Source organism: Streptomyces sp. JH14 (genome assembly GCF_029428675.1).
In the GTDB taxonomy this organism is placed as follows: domain Bacteria; phylum Actinomycetota; class Actinomycetes; order Streptomycetales; family Streptomycetaceae; genus Streptomyces.
Genome location: NZ_JAJNEL010000001.1, coordinates 3523588 through 3544382 on the forward strand (window position 1 = coordinate 3523588; position 20795 = coordinate 3544382).

16 protein-coding genes are annotated in these 20795 nt (G+C 67.1%); 9 read left to right on the forward strand and 7 right to left on the reverse strand.

The features are described from left to right. Positions 1-127: 127 nt before the first annotated feature. Positions 128-1465: an MATE family efflux transporter gene (locus LRD69_RS15890; RefSeq protein ID WP_277327218.1), complete on the forward strand. Its 1338-nt coding sequence runs from the start codon at positions 128-130 to the stop codon at positions 1463-1465. 91 nt (positions 1466-1556) lie between these two features. On the opposite strand, the gene rplI is transcribed toward LRD69_RS15890, so the two are convergent. The 4 genes from rplI to rpsF form a co-directional block, all read right to left on the reverse strand. Then, complete coding sequence (gene rplI / locus LRD69_RS15895; protein ID WP_030930556.1) at positions 1557-2003, reverse strand: 50S ribosomal protein L9; 447 nt, start codon at positions 2001-2003, stop codon at positions 1557-1559. A gap of 18 nt (positions 2004-2021) precedes the next feature. Then, complete coding sequence (rpsR, locus tag LRD69_RS15900; protein WP_003967857.1) at positions 2022-2258, reverse strand: 30S ribosomal protein S18; 237 nt, start codon at positions 2256-2258, stop codon at positions 2022-2024. A 43-nt stretch (positions 2259-2301) separates the two neighbouring features. Continuing rightward, complete coding sequence (locus LRD69_RS15905) at positions 2302-2901, reverse strand: single-stranded DNA-binding protein (RefSeq protein ID WP_277327220.1); 600 nt, start codon at positions 2899-2901, stop codon at positions 2302-2304. Between the two features lie 74 nt (positions 2902-2975). Continuing rightward, the gene (gene rpsF, locus LRD69_RS15910) at positions 2976-3266 is read right to left on the reverse strand and encodes a 30S ribosomal protein S6 (RefSeq protein WP_015609864.1); all 291 of its coding nucleotides are present in this window, start codon (positions 3264-3266) and stop codon (positions 2976-2978) included. Positions 3267-3544: 278 nt separating this feature from the next. On the opposite strand from rpsF, the gene LRD69_RS15915 reads away from it, so the two are divergent. From LRD69_RS15915 to LRD69_RS15925, 3 genes are all read left to right on the forward strand, one after another. Further along, positions 3545-3859 (forward strand): hypothetical protein, encoded by a 315-nt coding sequence (locus LRD69_RS15915; protein WP_277327222.1) that lies wholly within the window; start codon positions 3545-3547, stop codon positions 3857-3859. A 208-nt stretch (positions 3860-4067) separates the two neighbouring features. Next, positions 4068-5186, forward strand: a complete 1119-nt coding sequence (locus LRD69_RS15920) for a peptidoglycan bridge formation glycyltransferase FemA/FemB family protein (protein ID WP_277327224.1) — start codon at positions 4068-4070, stop codon at positions 5184-5186. Positions 5187-5340: 154 nt separating this feature from the next. After that, the gene (locus LRD69_RS15925; RefSeq protein ID WP_277327226.1) at positions 5341-6372 is read left to right on the forward strand and encodes an alanine racemase; all 1032 of its coding nucleotides are present in this window, start codon (positions 5341-5343) and stop codon (positions 6370-6372) included. Positions 6373-6449: 77 nt separating this feature from the next. Here LRD69_RS15925 and LRD69_RS15930 read toward each other — a convergent pair whose 3' ends face one another. Continuing rightward, positions 6450-7946: a glycosyltransferase 87 family protein gene (locus LRD69_RS15930; protein ID WP_277327227.1), complete on the reverse strand. Its 1497-nt coding sequence runs from the start codon at positions 7944-7946 to the stop codon at positions 6450-6452. Positions 7947-8081: 135 nt separating this feature from the next. Next, on the reverse strand, positions 8082-10808 hold the full coding sequence (locus LRD69_RS15935; RefSeq protein WP_277327228.1) for a transglycosylase domain-containing protein: 2727 nt from the start codon (positions 10806-10808) through the stop codon (positions 8082-8084). A gap of 378 nt (positions 10809-11186) precedes the next feature. Between LRD69_RS15935 and LRD69_RS15940 the strand changes: the two genes are divergently transcribed. The 3 genes from LRD69_RS15940 to LRD69_RS15950 all read left to right on the forward strand — a co-directional run bounded on the left by LRD69_RS15940 (position 11187) and on the right by LRD69_RS15950 (position 14437). Then, positions 11187-11894, forward strand: coding sequence for a helix-turn-helix transcriptional regulator (locus tag LRD69_RS15940; protein ID WP_277327229.1), 708 nt, complete (start codon positions 11187-11189; stop codon positions 11892-11894). A gap of 67 nt (positions 11895-11961) precedes the next feature. Continuing rightward, positions 11962-13044 (forward strand): inositol-3-phosphate synthase, encoded by a 1083-nt coding sequence (locus LRD69_RS15945; RefSeq protein ID WP_277327230.1) that lies wholly within the window; start codon positions 11962-11964, stop codon positions 13042-13044. A 124-nt stretch (positions 13045-13168) separates the two neighbouring features. Beyond that, complete coding sequence (locus LRD69_RS15950) at positions 13169-14437, forward strand: MFS transporter (protein WP_277327231.1); 1269 nt, start codon at positions 13169-13171, stop codon at positions 14435-14437. 165 nt (positions 14438-14602) lie between these two features. On the opposite strand, the gene LRD69_RS15955 is transcribed toward LRD69_RS15950, so the two are convergent. Then, positions 14603-16045 carry a CCA tRNA nucleotidyltransferase gene (locus LRD69_RS15955; RefSeq protein ID WP_277327232.1) on the reverse strand — a complete coding sequence of 481 codons (1443 nt, stop codon included), beginning with the start codon at positions 16043-16045 and terminating at the stop codon, positions 14603-14605. A gap of 183 nt (positions 16046-16228) precedes the next feature. Between LRD69_RS15955 and LRD69_RS15960 the strand changes: the two genes are divergently transcribed. Both LRD69_RS15960 and murJ read left to right on the forward strand, forming a co-directional pair. Continuing rightward, positions 16229-18526, forward strand: a complete 2298-nt coding sequence (locus tag LRD69_RS15960; RefSeq protein WP_277327233.1) for a DUF6049 family protein — start codon at positions 16229-16231, stop codon at positions 18524-18526. Positions 18527-18575: 49 nt separating this feature from the next. Then, positions 18576-20732: a murein biosynthesis integral membrane protein MurJ gene (gene murJ, locus LRD69_RS15965; RefSeq protein ID WP_277327234.1), complete on the forward strand. Its 2157-nt coding sequence runs from the start codon at positions 18576-18578 to the stop codon at positions 20730-20732. Positions 20733-20795: the final 63 nt, after the last annotated feature.

Sequence of the window (20795 nt, forward strand, 5' to 3'; positions counted from 1 at the left end):
GGAGAAAAACTTCCCGAGTCTGCACAAGATCACGGCAAACCACGTGCAGAAGAACACATCACCCAGGGAGATGTAAGGACTGCCGAGACATTGCATCCATTACCTGTGGAAGATTAGATTGACCCCCATGACCCAGGCCCCTGCGACCTCGCACTCCAGTCGCCGACGGCACGATCGCGAGATCGTCGCACTCGCCGTTCCGGCCTTCGGCGCACTCGTCGCCGAACCGCTCTTCGTCATGGTCGACAGCGCCATCGTCGGACATCTCGGCACACCGCAACTGGCCGGCCTGGGGGTCGCTGCGGCACTGCTGACCACCGCCGTCAGCGTCTTCGTCTTCCTCGCGTATGCCACAACGGCGGCAGTCGCCCGACGGGTCGGCGCGGGCGATCTCGCCTCTGCGATACGCCAGGGCATGGACGGCATCTGGCTGGCACTGCTCCTCGGGATCGCCGTCATCGTCCTGGCACTCCCCTCCGCCCCCTGGCTCGTCGATGCCTTTGGCGCCTCCGAAACCGCCGCCCCGTACGCCACCACCTATCTGAGGATCTCCAGCCTCGGCATCCCTGCCATGCTCATCGTGATGGCCGCGACCGGCGTACTCCGCGGCCTGCAGGACACCAGAACCCCGCTCTACGTCGCCATTGGCGGCTTCGCTGCCAACGGCGCCCTCAACGCGGGGCTTGTGTACGGCGCGGGACTCGGCATCGCCGGATCGGCCTGGGGAACAGTCATGGCCCAGTGCGGGATGGCAGCCGCCTATCTGGTCGTGGTGATACGCGGAGCGCGTCGGCACGGGGCCTCGTTGTACCCCGACGCAACAGGCATCAGGACCAGCGCGCAGGCCGGTGCCCCCCTGTTGGTCCGGACACTGTCGCTCCGTGCCGTCCTTCTGATCGCCACCGCCGTCGCCGCCCGCTTGGGCGATGCCGATATCGCCGCCCACCAGATCGTCCTCTCCCTGTGGAGTCTGATGGCCTTCGCCCTCGATGCCATTGCCATCGCCGGGCAGGCCATCATCGGTCGCTATCTGGGAGCCGGTGACGCCCAAGGTGCCCGCGAGGCATGCCGTCGCATGGTGCAGTGGGGCATTGCCTCGGGCGTCGTGCTCGGGGCCCTGGTCGTGCTCGCGAGGCCCTTGTTCACTCCGCTGTTCACCAGCGACGGGGCGGTGCAGAACACTCTGATCCCTGCCCTGCTGGTCGTGGCGCTGTCCCAGCCGATCGCCGGCGTGGTCTTCGTCCTGGACGGTGTACTGATGGGCGCCGGAGACGGCCGGTACCTCGCCTGGGCCATGCTGATCACCTTGGCCGTCTTCGCTCCGGTCGCCCTGCTCGTTCCCACATTCGGCGGCGGTCTGACCGCGCTGTGGTGGGCGATGACCCTGATGATGGCGGTGCGCATGATGACGCTCTGGCTGCGTACCCGCTCCGGTAAGTGGATCGTTACCGGAGCCACCCGCTGACCCTGGGACGTAGAGCGTGTTTCACGTGAAACGACGAGGGGCCGCACTCCCGTGGAGTGCGGCCCCTCGCATGCTCTGCTGAGCTCCGCCCTTAGGCAGCAACGACCTCGATGCCGAGCTTCGCCGCAACCTCGGGGTGCAGACGCACGGACACCTGGTGTCCGCCCAGCGTCTTGATCGGCGAGCCGAGCTCGACGCGACGCTTGTCGACGTCCGGGCCACCGGCAGCCTTGATCGCCGAGGCGATGTCGGCCGGGGTGACGGAGCCGAAGAGACGGCCGGCGTCGCCGGAGCGAACAGCCAGACGCACCTTCACGGCCTCGAGCTTGGCCTTGACCTCGTTGGCCTGCTCGATCGTCGCGATCTCGTGGATCTTGCGGGCGCGGCGGATCTGCGCCACGTCCTTCTCGCCACCCTTGGTCCAGCGGATGGCAAAGCCACGCGGAACCAGGTAGTTACGGGCGTACCCGTCCTTGACGTCGACGACGTCGCCGGCAGTGCCGAGGCCGGAGACCTCGTGGGTGAGGATGATCTTCATTATTCGGTCACCCTTCCCTTATCGCGCGGTGGACGTGTAGGGCAGCAGCGCCATCTCACGGCTGTTCTTGACTGCCGTGGCGACGTCACGCTGGTGCTGCGTGCAGTTGCCGGTGACGCGGCGGGCACGGATCTTGCCGCGGTCGGAAATGAACTTCCGCAGCATGTTCGTGTCCTTGTAGTCCACGTACTGGGTCTTGTCCTTGCAGAACGCGCAGACCTTCTTCTTAGGCTTGCGCACAGGCGGCTTCGCCATGGTGTTTCTCCTGTGTGATCAAGAAGTGGGGGTACGAGCTGCCCTAGAAGGGAGGCTCGTCCGAGTAGCCGCCACCAGAACCGCCGGAGCCGCCGGAGCTTCCGCCCCAACCGCCTCCGCCACCCTGCTGGCCACCGGCCGGCGCGCTGGTGGCCCACGGGTCGTCGGCGGGAGCACCGCCGCCACCCTGCTGGCCGCCGCCACCGGGACCGCCGCCCCAGTTGCCGCCGCCCTGCTGGCCGCCGCCGTAACCACCCTGGCCGCCCTGGCCACCGCGACCGGTGGTCTTGGTGACCTTGGCCGTGGCGCTCTTGAGGCTGGGGCCGACTTCCTCGACGTCCAGCTCGTAGACCGTGCGCTTCACGCCCTCGCGGTCTTCGTACGACCGCTGCTTCAGCCGGCCCTGCACGACGACGCGCATGCCTCGCTGGAGCGACTCGGCGACGTTCTCCGCCGCCTGACGCCAGACCGAGCAGGTGAGGAACAGGCCTTCGCCGTCCTTCCACTCATTGGTCTGCCGGTCGAAGATGCGGGGAGTGGACGCGACACGGAACTTCGCGACCGCCGCACCGGACGGGGTGAAGCGCAGCTCGGGGTCGTCGACGAGATTGCCGACGACCGTGATGACGGTCTCGCCTGCCATGGGTGAACCTCTCGGCGGGGATTGCTTCTGGCTGCTTGCTGCTACTCGAACCCGATGACCGCTGAGCTAGATACTCAGTGGATCTCGGGACGGAGGACCTTGGTCCGGAGGACCGACTCGTTCAGGTTCATCTGGCGGTCGAGCTCCTTGACGACCGCAGGCTCGGCCTGCAGGTCGATGACCGAGTAGATGCCCTCGGGCTTCTTCTTGATCTCGTAAGCGAGACGACGACGGCCCCAGGTGTCGACCTTCTCAACCTTTCCGTTGCCCTCACGGACGACGGAGAGGAAGTTCTCGATCAGCGGGGAGACAGCGCGCTCCTCGAGATCGGGGTCGAGGATGACCATCACCTCGTAGTGACGCATGTGGAACCCACCTCCTTTGGACTCAGCGGCCACGGTCGTTCCGTGGCAGGAGGGTCGTGATGCGTAAAGCAACAGTGTCTCCGAGTAAAACAGCCACCACTGACAACGCCCTCCGTCAAGAGGGGCTGATGTGCTGGCCTGGGCAGACACCGGTGCAGACGTTACAGAGTACCCGCACACCGGCTTCCGGTTGAAATCCGGTGCTCAGGAGACGCAATCTGTACACATCGGGTGTGAGCGGCGCCACGATGCGCCGCCTTTCGGCCAGGAGGTTCTCCATGGCACAGACAATGCGTTCCCGCCCTCCCGTTTCCCTGCTGGCCACGGACGGCAGGTCCCATCCGCTCCAGGACACCCTGGTGGCAGTGACCGTGGCTCTCGGCGCTCTCGCCTTCGTGACCGCGATGTTCGCCAATCTGCATCTGATCAGTTCGTGGGCCGGACTCGTCGGGATCCTGACGGGGGCATACGGGCAGTACATCTCGGTGACCACGCGGGAGCGGTTCCCGCTGATCCTCGGTATGGGCGCTTCCGCCATCGGATTCTTCCTGGGCATGGCCCACGGCGGCCTCTTCGGCGGCGTGGTCGGCTGACCCGGGCGCGGACCCCGCTGGAACACGGGAACCCGGTACAGGCCCCCGTCCACGGGGCCGTGCGGGTCCCCGTAGGGCTGGCCACCGGTCCCACAGGAACGGCAAGGTCCCATAGGGCCAGACGGCGCGCTTCCCGGTCACAGTAGGCTTCGGCGCGAGAGCCGGAGCCCCTGACCGATGGGGACACACCTGCCGAGGAGCGCCCCGCATGAGCCTGACCCTGAGGACCATCAGCCGAGAGCAGCATCTGGCGTACATCCAGAGTCTGCCCGCGGCCAGTCACATGCAGGTCCCGGCGTGGGCGGATGTGAAGGCCGAGTGGCGCTCGGAGAACCTGGGCTGGTTCGACAAGGACGGTCAGCTGGTCGGCGCCGGCCTGGTGCTGTACCGGCAGTTGCCCAAGATCAAGCGGTATCTCGCGTATCTGCCCGAGGGCCCGGTCATCAACTGGTACGCCCCGAACCTCAACGACTGGCTGCAGCCGATGCTGGCGCATCTCAAGCAGCAGGGCGCCTTCTCCGTGAAGATGGGTCCGCCGGTCGTCATCCGACGCTGGGACGCGGCCGCCATCAAGTCCGGCATCCAGGACCCGGATGTGAAGCGCCTGCGCGACGTCGAAGCCACCCACATCGAGCCGCGCGCCTTCGAAGTCGCGGACCGGCTGCGGAAGATGGGCTGGCAGCAGGGCGAGGACGGCGGCGCCGGATTCGGCGACGTGCAGCCGCGCTACATCTTCCAGGTGCCACTGGCCAATCGTTCGCTCGAAGACGTCCACAAGGGCTTCAACCAGCTGTGGCGGCGCAATATCAAGAAGGCCGAGAAGGCCGGCGTCGAGGTCGTGCAGGGCAGCTACGAGGATCTGGCCGAATGGCAGCGCCTGTACGAGATCACCGCGGAGCGGGACCACTTCCGGCCGCGCCCGCTGGGCTACTTCCAGCGCATGTGGACGGCCCTCAACAACGAGGACCGCAATCGGATGCGGCTCTACTTCGCCCGGCACGAGGGTGAGAATGTCGCGGCCGCGACCATGCTGATCGTCGGCGGCCACGTCTGGTACTCGTACGGTGCGTCCGCCAACCACAAGCGCGAGGTCCGGCCCTCGAACGCGATGCAGTGGCGGATGCTGCGCGATGCGTACGCCATGGGCGCCACCGTCTACGACCTGCGGGGCATCTCCGATTCGCTGGACGAGACCGACCACCTCTTCGGCCTGATCCAGTTCAAGGTCGGCACCGGCGGGCAGGCGGCCGAATACCTCGGCGAGTGGGACTTCCCGCTCAACAAGCTTCTGCACAAGGCGCTCGACATTTATATGTCGCGCCGCTGACGAAACCGGCTTCATTCGCTTCAATAGGCGCACCAACAGGATTAACAGGCGCTTCAGCAGGCACGTCGGCAGGCAGGCCGACACGCTCAGGCACTTCATCAAGCTCCGCATACCTCTGATACACCGCAGCCACCAGAAAGGTTCCGGACCGGCCATGGCGCTCTCCCTCTACGTCGACACCGCGCGCTGGCGGGCGCACCAGAAATCCGTACTCGACCAGTTCCCCGGACTCGTACCGGTCTGCAAGGGCAACGGATACGGCTTCGGTCACGAGCGGCTCGCAGACGAGGCGATCCGCTTCGGATCGGACACGTTGGCCGTCGGCACCACCTATGAGGCGGCTCGGATAAAGGACTGGTTCAGCGGCGATCTGCTGGTGCTCACCCCGTTCCGGCGGGGCGAGGAGCCGGTGCCGCTGCCCGACCGCGTCATCCGGTCCGTCTCCTCCGTGGACGGTGTGCACGCACTCGTGGGGGCCCGGGTCGTCATCGAGTGCATGAGCTCGATGAAGCGTCACGGCGTCAAGGAGGAGGAGCTGGGGCAGCTGCACGCCGCCATCGAGGACGTGCGCCTCGAAGGTTTCGCCCTGCACCTGCCGCTGGACCGCACGGACGGCTCGGATGCGGTCGAGGAGGTCATCGGCTGGATGGACCGCCTGCGGGCGGCCCGGCTGCCGTTGCACACCATGTTCGTCAGTCATCTGCGCGCCGAGGAGCTGGCCCGGCTGCAGCAGCAGTTCCCGCAGACCCGCTTCCGCGCCCGCATCGGCACGCGGCTGTGGCTCGGCGACCACGACGCGACGGAGTACCGGGGTTCTGTCCTCGACGTCACGCGCGTCGCCAAGGGCGACCGGTTCGGCTACCGGCAGCAGAGGGCCGCTTCCGACGGCTGGCTGGTGGTCGTCGCCGGCGGTACGTCGCACGGCGTGGGCCTGGAGGCCCCGAAGGCCCTGCATGGCGTGATGCCGCGGGCCAAGGGCGTCGCCCGCGCGGGGCTGGCCACGGTCAACCGCAACCTGTCGCCGTTCGTCTGGGCGGGCAAGCAGCGCTGGTTCGCCGAGCCGCCGCACATGCAGGTGTCGATCCTGTTCGTGCCCGCGGACGCGCCGGAACCGAAGGTCGGCGACGAGCTCGTCGCCCATCTGCGCCACACGACCACCCAGTTCGACCGTCTCGTCGACTGCTGAGGCGCTGGGCCGACCCAGAGAACGAAGTAGGGGCCAGGGCCTCGCCGGGGGCTCGCAGCCGTCCGGTGAGGCCCTGCTCAGTCTCCGGCCGGTTCGCGTGCCGTGCCCCACTCCACCCGCGGTCCCTCGGCCGCGGGCGCCGCGTGCCGCGGCCGGTGCGCCGCCGCACGCCCCACCACGAAGACGTCCTCGGCCCCGTCGAGCACCCCGCCCGACGGGTCGTCCGACCCGTCGCTGCGTACGACGTCCCGCTCCGGCATCAGGATGTCCCGTACAACGACGGCGCAGAGGTAGAGCGTGCCCAGCAGATGCACGGCGATCGCCAGCTGGTAGCCCTCCGTCGGCAGCCCCTGGTGCTTGTCCCCGCTCGTCGTGTACGCGAGGTACATCCAGATCCCCAGGTAGTACATGACCTCGCACGCCTGCCAGATGAGGAAGTCCCGCCAGCGCGGCCTCGCCAGTGCTGCCAGGGGGATCAGCCACAGAACGTACTGCGGTGAATAGACCTTGTTGGTGAGGATGAACGCCGCGACGACGAGGAAGGCGAGCTGGGCGAAGCGCGGCCGGCGCGGGGCCGCCAGCGTCAGCGCGCCGATACCCGCGCACAACAGGATGGTCAGCAGCAGCGAGATGTTGTTCACGGTGTCGACCGAGATGGAGATGCCGGCACGCTGCGCAATGATCAGCCAGAACGAACCGAAGTCGAGCGGCCGGTCGTGGCTGAACGTGTAGAACTTCTTCCACCCCTCGGGCGCGAACACCATTACCGGCAGGTTCACCGCCAGCCAGGACGCGGCCGCGCCGAGCGTCGCCACAAAGAACTCGCGCCATTTGCCCGCCCGCCAGCAGAGCACGAAGACCGGCCCCAGCAGGAAGACGGGATAGAGCTTGGCGGCCGTGGCGAGGCCGATGAGGATGCCGAACGCCAGCGTCCGCTGCCGGGACCACATGAGCATCCCCGCAGCCGTCAGAGCGACGGCCAGCAGGTCCCAGTTGATCGTGGCGGTGAGCGCGAACGCGGGCGCCAGGGCGACCAGCAGCCCGTCCCACGGACGGCGCCGGTGCGTGCGGGCGACACACACGGCCATGACCGCAGCGCAGATCATGAGCATGCCCGCGTTGACCATCCAGTACATCTGCTCGCGGTGCTGCATGGAACCGCCGGGCGTCAGCCAGGACGCGACCTGCATGAACACACCCGTCAGCACGGGGTACTCGAGGTACTGCATGTCGCCGCTCAGGCGGTCGAAGTACGGCACAAGGCCGTCGGCGAAGCCGCGCCCGACGAAGAGATGCGGAATGTCGGAGTAGCAGGCGTGCGTGTACTGCGAGCTGGCACCCCTGAACCACGCCCAGTTGTAGCAAGGCGCCTTCTGCACCATGCCGAGCGCGAACATCCCGATCGCCACCAGCGCGACGACGCGCACCGGTGTGAGCGGGCCGGTACCGAGCCGCGCCCAGCGCCCCGACCGCCCGCCGATCAGCTCGCTGCCGGCCGCGGCGATCTCGTCCCGCTGCGTGGGCCTCACGACGGGCCGTTCGTGGTGCACGCTCGTGTCTTCTGCGCTTGGCATGCCGCACATCCTGCCGTACGGGACTGTGGAAACGGCGAGGGCCGCCGCACCGAGTGGTGCGACGGCCCTCGAGAGGTCGTTCTCCGGCTGCTCTTCGTCGGCGTGCCGCCGACCGGAGCGCCTGCCGGCCGGACGCTATCCGACCGGGCCCCCGAAGAAGTTTCCGCCCCCGTTTCCGTTCCCGTTCCCGTTGCCTCCCACAGTGTCCCCTGGCGAGGATGTCGGGTCTGTCGAGGGTTGGGTCGTGCCTCCCGTGCCGCCGTCGGTCGTTCCGGTGTTGCCGCCCGTGTTGGTGCCGCCGTTGTTGTTCTGGCAGTTCCAGTCCCACGCCCCGCAGCTGTCGCTCGGGCCGGGCTTCGGGACATCGGGAGTCCTCGAAGGCTTCGACGACGGCGTGCTGGAAGGGGTGTCCGAAGGCACGACGCTCGGCGTCGGGGAGGGGCTCTTCGCGCCACCGCCGTAGAGCGTCTCACCCCAGGGCTGCGGCTTCGGGAAGCTCACGGCCTGCGTCCCTTGCAGCGCGTCGATCATGTAGTCGTGCCAGATCTGGGCCGGGAACGAGGCACCGTGGATGGTCCTCTCGCCGCCTGTCCCGTACATCTCCTCGAACCCACGGTCCTTGTGCTTCTCGTTGTCGTCCAGCCGGTACATGCTGATGGCCGTCGAGAGCTGCGGGGTGTAGCCCACGAACCAGGCGGACTTGTTCTGGTCGGTGGTACCCGTCTTGCCCGCCACGTCCCGGCCGGGGAGCCGGGCAGGCGTGCCTGTTCCCTTCTCCACGACATTCTTCAGAACGTCGGTGACGTTGTCGGCGATCACGGGATCGAAGGCCCGCTTGTTCACCTTCTTGTGCTGATAGATGACCTCGCCACGCTGCTTGACCTCGCTGACCGAGTACGGGTCGTGCTGCATACCGCTGGTGGCGAAGGTGCCGTACGCCCCCGCCATGCGGATCGCGCTCGGCTGGGACGTTCCGATGGAGAACGACGGAACGTTCGAGTCCGCCATGTACTTGTCGTCACGCAGACCCGCCGCGACGGCGACGTCCTTCACCTTGTCGGTGCCGACGTCCATACCGAGCTGCACGTAGGGCGAGTTGGCGGACCACTGCATGGCCTCACGAAGGGTGATGTTTCCCCTCGACTCATGGCCGTCGTTGGACTGCAGCCACTCCTTGCCGTTCTCGTCCTCCCACACCTCACCGTTGTATTTCTTGATCTTCAGCATGTCGTTGGCGTTGTAGATGCTCTTGGGCGAGACCTTCTCGCGCTCCGACTCACCCTGGTCCGGGCCGAGATCCGGGTCTCGCTTGCCGTACTCCATCGCGGCCGCCAGCACGAACGGCTTGAAGGTCGAACCGACCTGTGCGCCCGTGGTGTCGGCGTTGTTGGTGTAGTGCGTCGTCGCGTTCTGACCGCCGTATATCGCGAGGATGGCACCGGTGTTCGGATCCACCGACGCGCCACCGAACTGGACGTGCGTGTCCGTCAAGGGGCGCTTCTTCGGGTCGATCCTGCTGTCGTAGACCTTCTTCACCGCGGCGTTGAGCTTCTCGACCTTCTTCTTGTCGAAGGTGGTGTGGATCTCGAAACCGCCCTGGGCGAGCTTGTCCGCGGTGATGCCCCGGTCGTTGTTGTTGAGGAAGTTCGACTTGGCGAGGTCCACCAGATAACCGATCTGTCCGCCCAGCTGGGCGTTCTTCTTCGGCGCGTCCGGCATGGGGAACGTCTTGTACTTGGCGAGGTCCGAAGCGTCCAGCCGGCCGTCCTTCACCTCTTCCTCGAGGATCCACTTCCAGCGCTTCTTCGCCCGGTCCAGGTTCTTCGCCGGCGTGGCCTGTTCGGGATCGATCTCGGGCGCGCCCGCCGGATCGTAGTAAGTCGCGCCCTTGAGCAGAGTGGCCAGGAAAGCGCACTCGCTCGGGTTCAGCTTCTTCGCGTCCTTGCCGTAGTACGTACGGGCCGCGGCCTGGATTCCCGATGCACCTCGTCCGTAGTACGAGATGTTGAGGTAGTCGGCCATGATGTCCTTCTTGTCCATCTGCTTGCCGACCTTGAGCGTGATGAACAGTTCCTCGAACTTCCGGCTCAGCGTCTGTTCCTGCGAGAGCCGCGAGTTCTTCACGTACTGCTGGGTGATCGTCGAGCCACCCTGGGTCTCGCCGCCCTTGGCCATGTTGTAGAGGGCCCGGGCGATACCCATGGGGTCGATGCCGCTGTCCGTTTCGAACGACTTGTTCTCCGCCGAGATGACGGCGTTCCGCATGGCCGCGGGGATCTGCGAGTAATCGATGATCTGACGGTTGGTCTCACCACCCGTCGCGACCATCTGCGTGTTGTCGGCCCAGTAGTAGACGTTGTTCTCCGCCTTGGCGGCATCCTTCACCTCGGGCGTGGCAACCATCGCGTAGGCCAGCCCGGCAAAGCCCATGAGCAGGCCGAGGAAGGCGATGCACAGACCCGAGAGGAGCTTCCACGACGGCACCCAGCGCCGCATCCCGTACTTGTCGGCGCGCGGGTAGTCGATGAAGCGCTTCTTGACGGGCCGCTGACTGCCGCGTCCACGGCCCCGGCCGGGGCCGTCGTACCCGCCGTCGTCACCACCGCGTCGGCGGCCCCCTCCTCCGCCGTAGCCTGCGCCACCTCCCTCGGCGGCCCGCCGCCCGCCGCCGCGCTGGGCGGCCCTCCTGGCTTCGGCGCGTCCGCCGTACGGACTCTCCGCGCCGTACGAACCGGACGGTGACTCGGAAGTTACTCCGCGTGACGGAGCTGCGCGGCGTCCTGAGGACTGCTGGGCGGCTCGTCTGGCCGCGGCGCGCCCGCCACCCTGCGGTTGCGGCGTTTTGCGACGGTGCTCGCTCATCGAACGACTACTCCTCGGGCAGGCAAGAGTGCCTGGAAGCGGCAGTTGAGATCCGGTCCCCCCGAATTACGGACCAGCCCTGCGACAGGCTCATCCGCAGCGCATCCGGTCGGTCCGCGATGACTGACGCTTGGGCGCGTCACACGGTTCCCGGTGGTCTGCATGCCGCACAGACTACGCACGGTCAAAACCCTCCTAGAGCCGAAGTTCACCTCAAATCAGGCAAGTCACCTGCTGCGAATTGATGATGTGACGCCGTTCACGATGGCCCCCCTTGTCGCATCGCTCGGAGCGATCTATCGTCAGGATGTATCGAGTCGATACATCAGCTCGGCATAGGCTCCCTGAGAGCACTCGGAGAAGAAGGAGGAGGCGAAGTTGAGCAGACGTTCCGGCATCCTCGAGTTCGCCGTACTCGGTCTGCTCCGCGAGTCCCCGATGCATGGGTACGAGCTCCGCAAACGCCTCAACACGTCGCTGGGGATCTTCCGCGCCTTCAGCTACGGCACCCTTTACCCGTGCCTCAAGACGCTGGTCGCCAATGGATGGTTGATCGAGGAGACAGGTAGCTCCGCGGACGACCTTCCACCCGCCGGTGGCCGTCCTGTCGCCCCCGCTTCGACACTGGCGGGACGCCGCGCCAAGATCGTCTACCGGCTGACGGCAGAAGGTAAGGAGCACTTCGAGGAGTTGCTCTCCCACACCGGCCCGGACTCCTGGGAGGACGAGCATTTCGCAGCACGTTTCGCCTTCTTCGGGCAGACGGAGCACGAGGTGCGGATGCGCGTGCTGGAAGGCCGCCGCAGCCGGCTGGAGGAGCGTCTGGAGAAGATGCGCGCCTCTCTGGCACGCACCCGCGAGCGACTCGACGACTACACACTTGAGCTGCAGCGACACGGCATGGAGTCCGTGGAGCGCGAAGTGCGCTGGCTGAACGAGCTCATCGAGAGCGAGCGATCGGGACGGGATCAGCGACGATCCTCGCCCGAGGGCTCAGCTCCGCAGAACACAGCAGGAGAGACGGACGGCCTGCCCCGGCACCGGGGCGCTGCCCCGCCGGATCCGTCCGACGACACCGGCAAGTGAAGTCCCAGCAGTTCCGCAGGGCCTTCATCGGAATCACCGAGAACACTCAACACAGGGAGCAACCGGAATGGGTTCGGTTCGCGTAGCCATCGTAGGCGTGGGTAACTGCGCCGCCTCGCTGGTGCAGGGCGTCGAGTACTACAAGGACGCCGATCCGGCCGGCAAGGTGCCCGGCCTGATGCACGTCCAGTTCGGCGACTACCACGTGCGTGACGTCGAGTTCGTCGCCGCCTTCGACGTCGACGCGAAGAAGGTCGGTCTCGACCTCGCGGACGCCATCGGTGCGAGCGAGAACAACACCATCAAGATCGCCGACGTGCCGAACACCGGCGTGACCGTCCAGCGCGGCCACACCCACGACGGTCTGGGCAAGTACTACCGCGAGACCATCGAGGAGTCCACCGAGGCCCCGGTCGACGTCGTTCAGGTCCTCAAGGACAAGCAGGTCGACGTTCTCGTCTGCTACCTGCCCGTCGGTTCCGAGGTCGCTGCCAAGTTCTACGCACAGTGCGCCATCGACGCCAAGGTCGCGTTCGTCAACGCCCTCCCGGTCTTCATCGCCGGTACCAAGGAGTGGGCGGACAAGTTCACCGAGGCCGGTGTCCCGATCGTCGGCGACGACATCAAGTCGCAGGTCGGCGCCACCATCACGCACCGCGTGATGGCGAAGCTCTTCGAGGACCGGGGCGTCGTCCTGGACCGCACGATGCAGCTGAACGTCGGCGGCAACATGGACTTCAAGAACATGCTCGAGCGCGAGCGCCTGGAGTCCAAGAAGATCTCCAAGACGCAGGCCGTCACCTCGCAGATCCGTGACCGCGAGCTGGGTGCGGACAACGTGCACATCGGCCCGTCGGACTACGTGGCCTGGCTGGACGACCGCAAGTGGGCGTACGTGCGTCTCGAGGGTCGTGCCTTCGGTGACGTTCCGCTGAACCTGGAGTACAAGCTCGAGGTCTGGGACTCCCCGAACTCCGCCGGTGTCATCATCGACGCCGTGCGCGCCGCGAAGATCGCCAAGGACCGCGGCATCGGCGGTCCGATCCTCTCCGCGTCCTCGTACTTCATGAAGTCCCCGCCGGTCCAGTACTTCGACGACGAGGCCCGCGAGAACGTCGAGAAGTTCATCAGCGGCGACGTCGAGCGCTGACACGAGCGGCAACGGCGTGTGACCGTGGAAGGGCGATGAGCGGCAACGCTCCACCTTTCCCGCATCGTTGAGGGTCCCCGGGCAATCCGCCCGGGGACCCTCAACGTATGTGACCCTTGCCCACATGCCCGTCGTACGTGATCTGCGCGTACTCCTGCGCCTTCGGAACTTCCGTCGTCTGCTCGCCGTACGTCTGCTCTCCCAGTCGGCCGACGGTGTCTACCAGGTCGCCCTGGCTGCGCACGTCGTCTTCTCCCCGGAGAAACAGACATCGGCGGGAGCCATCGCCTCCGCGATGGCCGTGCTGCTGCTGCCGTACTCACTCATCGGGCCCTTCGCCGGCGTCTTTCTGGATCGCTGGCCGCGCCGCCAGGTCTTTCTGTACGGCAATCTGCTGCGAGCCGCCCTCGCCTGCTGCACGGCCCTGCTGATCCTCGGCTCGGCGCCCGCCTGGCTCTTCTACGCCTCCGCCCTGAGCGTCACCGCAGTCAACCGCTTTGTGCTGGCGGGCCTCTCGGCCGTACTTCCGCGGGTCGTCGACAGGGACCGACTGGTCATGGCCAACTCGCTCTCGCCGACTGCGGGCACGCTCGCCGCCACGGCGGGCGGCGGTCTTGCCTTTGTCGTACGTCTGGTCGCGGCAGACTCCGATGCAGCGGTGGTTCTGCTGGGGGCGGGGCTCTATCTCGCGTCGGCGCTGACATCCCTGAGCCTTGCGGCTGGTCTCCTCGGGCCGGACCCGGATGACAGCCGTCTCAGGCTGCGGAACGCCCTGACCACCACCGCGCGGGGACTCGCCGGCGGGCTGCACCACCTGGCCACGCGAAGGGCCGCCGCACGGGCGCTGGCGGCCATGACGGTGATCCGGTTCTGTTACGGAGCGCTGACCGTGATGGTGCTGATGCTGTGCCGATACGCCTGGTCCGACAACGACTCCGACGGACTCGCTCTGCTCGGCCTGGCGGTAGGGGCCTCCGGTGCGGGGTTCTTCGCAGCGGCCGTACTGACACCCTGGGCGGTGGGACGGCTGGGCCGTTTCCGATGGATGGCCGTCTGCGCGACCGCGGCCGCGGCCCTCGAGCCCGCGCTCGGGCTGTGGTTCAGTCCCCAGCCGATGCTCGTTGCAGCGTTCGTCCTCGGAATGGTCACCCAGGGAGCAAAGATCGCGACGGACACCGTCGTGCAGACCTCGGTGGACGACTCCTTCCGCGGCCGGATCTTCTCCCTGTACGACGTGCTGTTCAACGTGGCCTTTGTCGGCGCTGCCGCGGTGTGCGCCTTGATCCTGCCGCCTGATGGCGAGTCGCCCACAGTGGTGATCGCGGTTGCCGCGCTCTACTCGATCGTCGCAGTGACGATGTTCCGATGGAGTCATTCCGACAAAGCGCTCTAGCGTGCCACCGCATGAGACCCACTTCGGCCTGGACAGGCACGCGGCCTACCGGGCAGGCGCTCAAGGCGGGGCGCTATGTCGAGGGGCGTTGTTTCACGTGAAACAACGCCCCTCACACGACAGCGGCGGTCATGTTTCACGTGAAACATGACCGCCGCTGCGACCTCAGCTCTGCGCGGCCCACCACTTCTTGAGCTCCGCGACCGCAGCGTCGTGCTCCATCGGGCCATTCTCCAGTCGCAGTTCCAGCAGGAACGCGTACGCCTTGCCGATCACGGGCCCGGGACCGACACCGAGGATCTGCATGATCTCGTTCCCGTCCAGGTCGGGCCGGATGGCATCCAGCTCCTCCTGATCCTTCAGCTGCGCGATGCGCTCCTCAAGCGCGTCGTACGTGCGCGAGAGGGCGCCGGCCTTGCGCTTGTTCCGGGTCGTGCAGTCCGAGCGGGTCAGTTTGTGCAGCCGCTCCAGCAGCGGGCCCGCATCGCGCACATACCGGCGCACAGCGGAGTCCGTCCACTCCCCGTCGCCGTAGCCATGGAACCGAAGGTGCAGCTCCACCAGATTCGCAACGTCCTTGACCAGGTCGTTGGCGTACTTGAGCTCCGTCATTCGCTTCTTGACCATCTTGGCGCCCACCACCTCGTGGTGATGGAACGAGACGCGCCCGTCCTTCTCGAAGCGCCGGGTCCGCGGCTTGCCGATGTCGTGAAGCAGCGCCGCAAGCCGCAGCGTCAGATCGGGCCCGTCCTCCTCCAGGTCGATCGCCTGCTCCAGGACGGTCAACGAATGCTCGTAGACGTCCTTGTGACGGTGATGCTCGTCACTCTCCAGCCGCAGGGCGGGCAGCTCCGGCAGCACCTGCTGCGCCAGCCCCGTGGAGACCAGGAGAGCCAGACCCTTGCGGGGGTTCGCGGAGAGCAGCAGCTTGTTGAACTCCTCACGGACCCGCTCCGCAGAGACGATCTCGATACGGCCTGCCATCTCCGTCATCGCGGCGACGACGTCGGGGGCAACATCGAAGTCCAGCTGCGCGGCAAAGCGTGCGGCGCGAAGCATGCGCAGCGGGTCGTCGGAGAATGATTCCTCGGGCGTCCCGGGGGTGCGCAGCACACGCTCCGCCAGATCATCGAGACCACCGTGCGGGTCGATGAATTCCTTCTGCGGCAGCGCCACAGCCATCGCATTGACCGTGAAGTCCCGGCGCACGAGATCTTCCTCGATGGAGTCGCCGTACGAAACCTCCGGCTTGCGCGAGGTCCTGTCGTACGCCTCCGACCGGTATGTGGTGACTTCGATCAGGTAGCCGTTCTTCTGGCACCCCACTGTGCCGAAGGCAATACCGACCTCCCACACCGCGTCGGCCCAAGGACGGACGATCTTCAGTACGTCCTCGGGGCGGGCATCCGTGGTGAAGTCCAGGTCATTCCCGAGCCTGCCGAGAAGCGCGTCCCGGACCGAGCCGCCGACCAGGGCGAGACCGAATCCGGCATCCTGGAAACGGCGTGCGAGGTCATCGGCGACAGGGGACACCCGCAGCAGCTCGCTGACTGCGAGGTGCTGCACCTGGGTCAGGGCACTGGAATTCTCTTCATTGGCGTTCGGCACAACAGAAAAGGGTACGTGCCCGAACCCTCCCGGGCGTCATCGTTTCTTTCCGCCCTGCGAGACTCTCCCGATCATGTAGCTCACTCCGCAGCACTCAGTCCCGGCGCACATCGTTACCATGCGGGGACGCAGCAACCGACAGCGATCGACAGCAGCTGACTACGACGAAGGACGGACAGGCGCGTGGCCGAGGCGGCAGACATTCAGGGGATCAGTCACTCTCCTGCCCGCCGCTGGCTGCGGCGTACAGCCTCCGCGTTCCTCGGAGCGCCGCTCGTCGCCATGCTGCTGGCCGGTCCCGGCGCGCCCGCGGCGCAGGCCGGCGAGACGAGCAAGGCGCCGACCGGCTCCAGCACCGTGGGCGTGTCTCTGGACTCCCTGGCCCCCAGCGCGCCCGTGAAAGGGGACACACTCACCGTCTCCGGCACGTTGACCAACAGGAGCAAGGAAACGGTCACCGATGCCCGGGTCGACCTGCGCGTGGGGCCACGGCTCTTCGGCAGGACATCCATCGACGCGGCCGCCGAACGCACCGGATATGTGCCCGGCATCGATCCGGCGCCGGTCGGCGGCAGGTACACGCTGAAGATCGCGAAGCTCCCGTCCGGGATCAGTCAGGACTTCACGCTGTCCGTGCCCGTCGACAAGCTGGAACTCGACGATTCCGGTGTCTACCAGTTCGGTGTCTCCCTGTCCGGACAGACCTCCCGTGCCCCGTACGAGCACGTGCTCGGCATCCAGCGGACCTTCCTCCCCTGGCAGGCCGAGGAGAGTGATTCCACGACCCGGATCACCTATCTCTGGCCGCTGATCGCGTCGGCGCACCTGACGGCCGAGACGGGCTCCGACGAGCAGCAGACCCCGGTCTTCGCGGACGACGACCTGGCCACTGAGCTCGCCCCCGGCGGACGACTGGAGCAGATGGTCTCGCTGGGCAGCCAGCTGCCCGTGACGTGGGTGATCGACCCGGATCTACTGGCCGGCGTCGACGCGATGACGGGGAACTACCGCATCAAGGCCGGGGACACCACCATCGCAGGGAAGAACCAGGCCGTCGCCAAGCAGTGGCTCACTTCGCTGCAGGCAGCCGTGGCGGACCGCAAGGTCGTCGCGCTGCCGTTCGCCGACCCGGATCTGGCATCTCTCGCCCACCGCGGAAAGAACGTCTCGGGAACCCTGAGCCACCTGCAGAACGCCACCGAGGTGGCCGGTCCGACGGTGGAGACCGTCCTGCATGTGAAGCCGTCCACGGACTTCGCGTGGCCGATCGACGGTGCCATCGATCCGTCGATCGTCGATGTCGCCACTTCGGCCGGTGCCCACAACGTGATCGCCCGCAGCGACAGCCTTCAGGAGACCGGGGGGCTGCCCTACACACCGACCGCGGCTCGGCCGATCGGTGGCGGTACCACCGCCGTCGTCGCCGACTCCCGGCTCTCCAAGGCCTTCGAGGGCGACATGTCGAACGCGGGGCGATCCACCCTTGCCGTTCAGAAGTTCCTCGCCACGAGCCTTGCGCTGACCGAGCAGGACACGGACAGCGACCGCAGCATCGTCGTCGCGCCGCAGCGGATGCCCACCGCCGCCCAGGCGCAGTCGATGGCGCGCGCCCTGCACGTCCTCGACGACGAGCGGTGGACACAGCCCCTCGACCTGGTGGGCGCGGCCGAGGCGAAGCCCGACGCAGAGGCGACGACGAGGGTCCCCAGGACCTCCGAGTACCCGAAGAAGCTCCGCAGCCAGGAGCTGCCGACCCAGGCCTTCCAGGACATCAAGGCCACTCAGGACTCGCTCGACAACTTCCGGGTCATCCTCACCCAGCCCGAGCGGGTCGTGACCCCCTTCGGCAACGCGATCAACCGGTCCATGTCTACGTCATGGCGCGGCAGGCCGCTGGAGGCTCAGCAGTACCGGGACTCCGTACGAACGTATCTGCATGGACTCACCAACGAGGTGCAGCTCATCGCTAAGTCGGACGTCACCCTTTCCGGCCGCAGCGCCACCATCCCGGTGACCGTGCAGAACAAGTTGGTGCAGGGTGTCGATCATCTGGTTCTCCGACTGAAGTCGGAGAACGCGACCCGGCTCAAGCTCAACGGCGGCGGCGCAGTCGCGGAGCGGCCGATCCGTATCGCGGGCGGCCACAGCCAGTCCGTGAAGTTCAACGCCGCGGCGAACGCCAACGGCCAGGTGCAGGTGACAGCGCAGCTCTACACCGAGGACGGCACACCGTACGGCGAGGAGATGACCTTCACCGTGAAGGTCTCCGAAGTCACACCAACTGTGCTGCTGGTGATCGCCGGAGGACTGCTGCTACTGGTCCTTGCGGGCATCAGGATGTACACCCATCGCAAGCGTGCCAACGCCGGCGATCCGGCGGAAGGCAACGGCGGTGAACCCGAGCAGCCGAGTGACCCGACGCCGGACACCGATCCGGAAAGCGGAGCGCCGTCGGGCACGGGTGAGAAAGTGGACCGTTGAGCGATGTCTGTCGTGGCCGGTCGGCCGGGGACGATGAGGTGGGGTATCGATGAACGCGCCGTACGACGGTGACCGCGGTCAAGGTGCGGGCGGAGCCGGGTCTTCCGGCGGACCCTCGATGCCTTCAGGCCCGGAGCAGGGGCCTCCGGTGCCGGACCCGTACCTCCAGGACGCGTACGACCGCGATCCCTACCGTGCCCAGGACCTCTCCGCCCAGGACCCGGTGGCCGAGGCGCTGTACGACCGCGCCTCGCACCCACCCCCGCCTCCTGGCACCTATCAGCCGCCGCAGCCGCTCTACCAACAGCCGCCGGCGACGCAGTACGCCCCCGATCCGCGCATCTGGGCTCAGACCCCACCGCCCGAACCCGCCGGCCCGTCCCGGCACCTGCCCTACGGCGAGGACGCGGCGACGACCCAGTTCGTCGGCGTGGACGACCTCGTCACCCAGGCGTCCGGGGACCGCGAGGAACCGGACGCGTTCGCCCACCTGTTCCGGGACCAGGAGGGCCAAGCCGGATCTCCCGCCCCGTCCGAGCCCGAACCGGCTCCAGCACCCGCCCCGCCGAAGGCAGGCGGCCGGGCTTCCGGCCTGCTCAAGTCCAGCGCGGTGATGGCGGCCGGCACCCTGGTGTCCCGGCTCACCGGCTTCGTACGCAGCCTGGTGATCACCGCTGCACTGGGTGCGGCACTGCTCGGTGACAGTTTCACCATCGCCTACACACTGCCGACGATGATCTACATCCTCACCGTCGGCGGCGGTCTCAACTCGGTGTTCGTCCCTCAGCTCGTCCGTTCCATGAAGGACGACGAGGACGGCGGCGAGGCCTACGCCAACCGTCTGCTGACGCTGGTGATGGTCGCGCTCGGTGTGATCGTCGCCATCGCGGTCTTTGCCGCTCCGCTGCTGATCCACCTGATGTCGAGCACGATCGCGAACGATCCGGCGGCCGACAACGTGGCCACGACGTTCGCCCGATACTGCCTGCCCACCATCTTCTTCATGGGTGTGCATGTGGTGATGGGCCAGATCCTCAACGCCCGGGGCAGGTTCGGCGCGATGATGTGGACCCCGGTCCTCAACAACATCGTCATGATCTTCACGTTCGGCATGTTCATCTGGGTCTACGGCACCTCCGCCGAGTCCCACATGGGTGTGCAGACGATTCCGCCGGAGGGCATCCGGCTGCTCGGCATCGGCACACTGCTCGGTCTGGTCGTCCAGGCCCTGGCGATGATCCCGTATCTGCGCGAGGCCGGCTTCCGCTTCCGTCCGCGCTTCGACTGGAAGGGCCACGGCCTCGGCAAGACGGTCAAGCTGGCCAAGTGGACCGTGCTGTTCGTCTTCGCCAACCAGGCCGGTGTACTGGTCGTCACGCAGCTCGCGACCTCGGCGGGCAAGGCTTCCGGCAGGAACGGCGCGGGATTCCTCGCGTACTCCAATGCCCAGCTGATCTGGGGCATGCCCCAGGCGATCATCACCGTCTCGGTCATGGCGGCCCTGCTGCCCCGCATCTCGCGCGCCGCCCACGACAACGACCCCGGTGCGGTCCGCGACGACATCTCCCAGGGGCTGCGCAACTCCGCCGTGGCGATCGTGCCGGTGGCCTTCGCGTTTCTCGCGCTGGGCGTCCCGATGTGCACCCTGCTGTACTCCTCCAGCGGCACCGAGGCCGCCCGGTCCATGGGCTTCATCCTGATGGCGTTCGGCCTCGGACTCATCCCGTACTCCGTGCAGTACGTCGTGCTGCGTGGCTTCTACGCGTACGAGGACACCCGCACGCCCTTCTACAACACGGTCATCGTCGCCGCGGTCAACGCTGCGGCCTCCGCTCTCTGCTACGTGGTCCTTCCGGCCCAGTGGGCTGTCGTCGGCATGGCGGCCTCGTACGGGCTGGCCTACGCCGTCGGCGTGGGCATCGCCTGGCGGCGGCTCCGCAACCGCCTGGGCGGCGACCTGGACGGCGCCCAGGTCGTCCGTACCTACGCCCGACTGTGCCTCGCAGCGGTCCCCGCGGCGGTCATCGGCGGGGGCGTGGGCTTCGCCCTGCTCCTGGCCCTGGGCGAGGGTGCCTTCGGTTCGCTGATCGCCCTGCTCTTCGGCGGGGCCGCTCTCCTGGGGGTCTTCTTCGTCGCTGCGAAGCGCATGCGGATCGAGGAGATCAACGGCATGGTCGGCATGGTCCGCGGACGTCTCGGACGCTGAGGATCGTCGTCGCGCACAACCATCGCCGGTCTCCGCGTGTCGTGCATAGCGCCGGAGTGTGGG

Bases quoted from the DNA above. Each gene is read 5' to 3' on its own strand.
- LRD69_RS15890 (WP_277327218.1), top strand. From the start codon at position 128: ATGACCCAGGCCCCTGCGACCTCGCACTCCAGTCGCCGACGGCACGAT.
- rplI (WP_030930556.1), bottom strand. From the start codon at position 2,003: ATGAAGATCATCCTCACCCACGAGGTCTCCGGCCTCGGCACTGCCGGC.
- rpsR (WP_003967857.1), bottom strand. From the start codon at position 2,258: ATGGCGAAGCCGCCTGTGCGCAAGCCTAAGAAGAAGGTCTGCGCGTTC.
- LRD69_RS15905 (WP_277327220.1), bottom strand. From the start codon at position 2,901: ATGGCAGGCGAGACCGTCATCACGGTCGTCGGCAATCTCGTCGACGAC.
- rpsF (WP_015609864.1), bottom strand. From the start codon at position 3,266: ATGCGTCACTACGAGGTGATGGTCATCCTCGACCCCGATCTCGAGGAG.
- LRD69_RS15915 (WP_277327222.1), top strand. From the start codon at position 3,545: ATGGCACAGACAATGCGTTCCCGCCCTCCCGTTTCCCTGCTGGCCACG.
- LRD69_RS15920 (WP_277327224.1), top strand. From the start codon at position 4,068: ATGAGCCTGACCCTGAGGACCATCAGCCGAGAGCAGCATCTGGCGTAC.
- LRD69_RS15925 (WP_277327226.1), top strand. From the start codon at position 5,341: ATGGCGCTCTCCCTCTACGTCGACACCGCGCGCTGGCGGGCGCACCAG.
- LRD69_RS15930 (WP_277327227.1), bottom strand. From the start codon at position 7,946: ATGCCAAGCGCAGAAGACACGAGCGTGCACCACGAACGGCCCGTCGTG.
- LRD69_RS15935 (WP_277327228.1), bottom strand. From the start codon at position 10,808: ATGAGCGAGCACCGTCGCAAAACGCCGCAACCGCAGGGTGGCGGGCGC.
- LRD69_RS15945 (WP_277327230.1), top strand. From the start codon at position 11,962: ATGGGTTCGGTTCGCGTAGCCATCGTAGGCGTGGGTAACTGCGCCGCC.
- LRD69_RS15950 (WP_277327231.1), top strand. From the start codon at position 13,169: ATGCCCGTCGTACGTGATCTGCGCGTACTCCTGCGCCTTCGGAACTTC.
- murJ (WP_277327234.1), top strand. From the start codon at position 18,576: ATGAACGCGCCGTACGACGGTGACCGCGGTCAAGGTGCGGGCGGAGCC.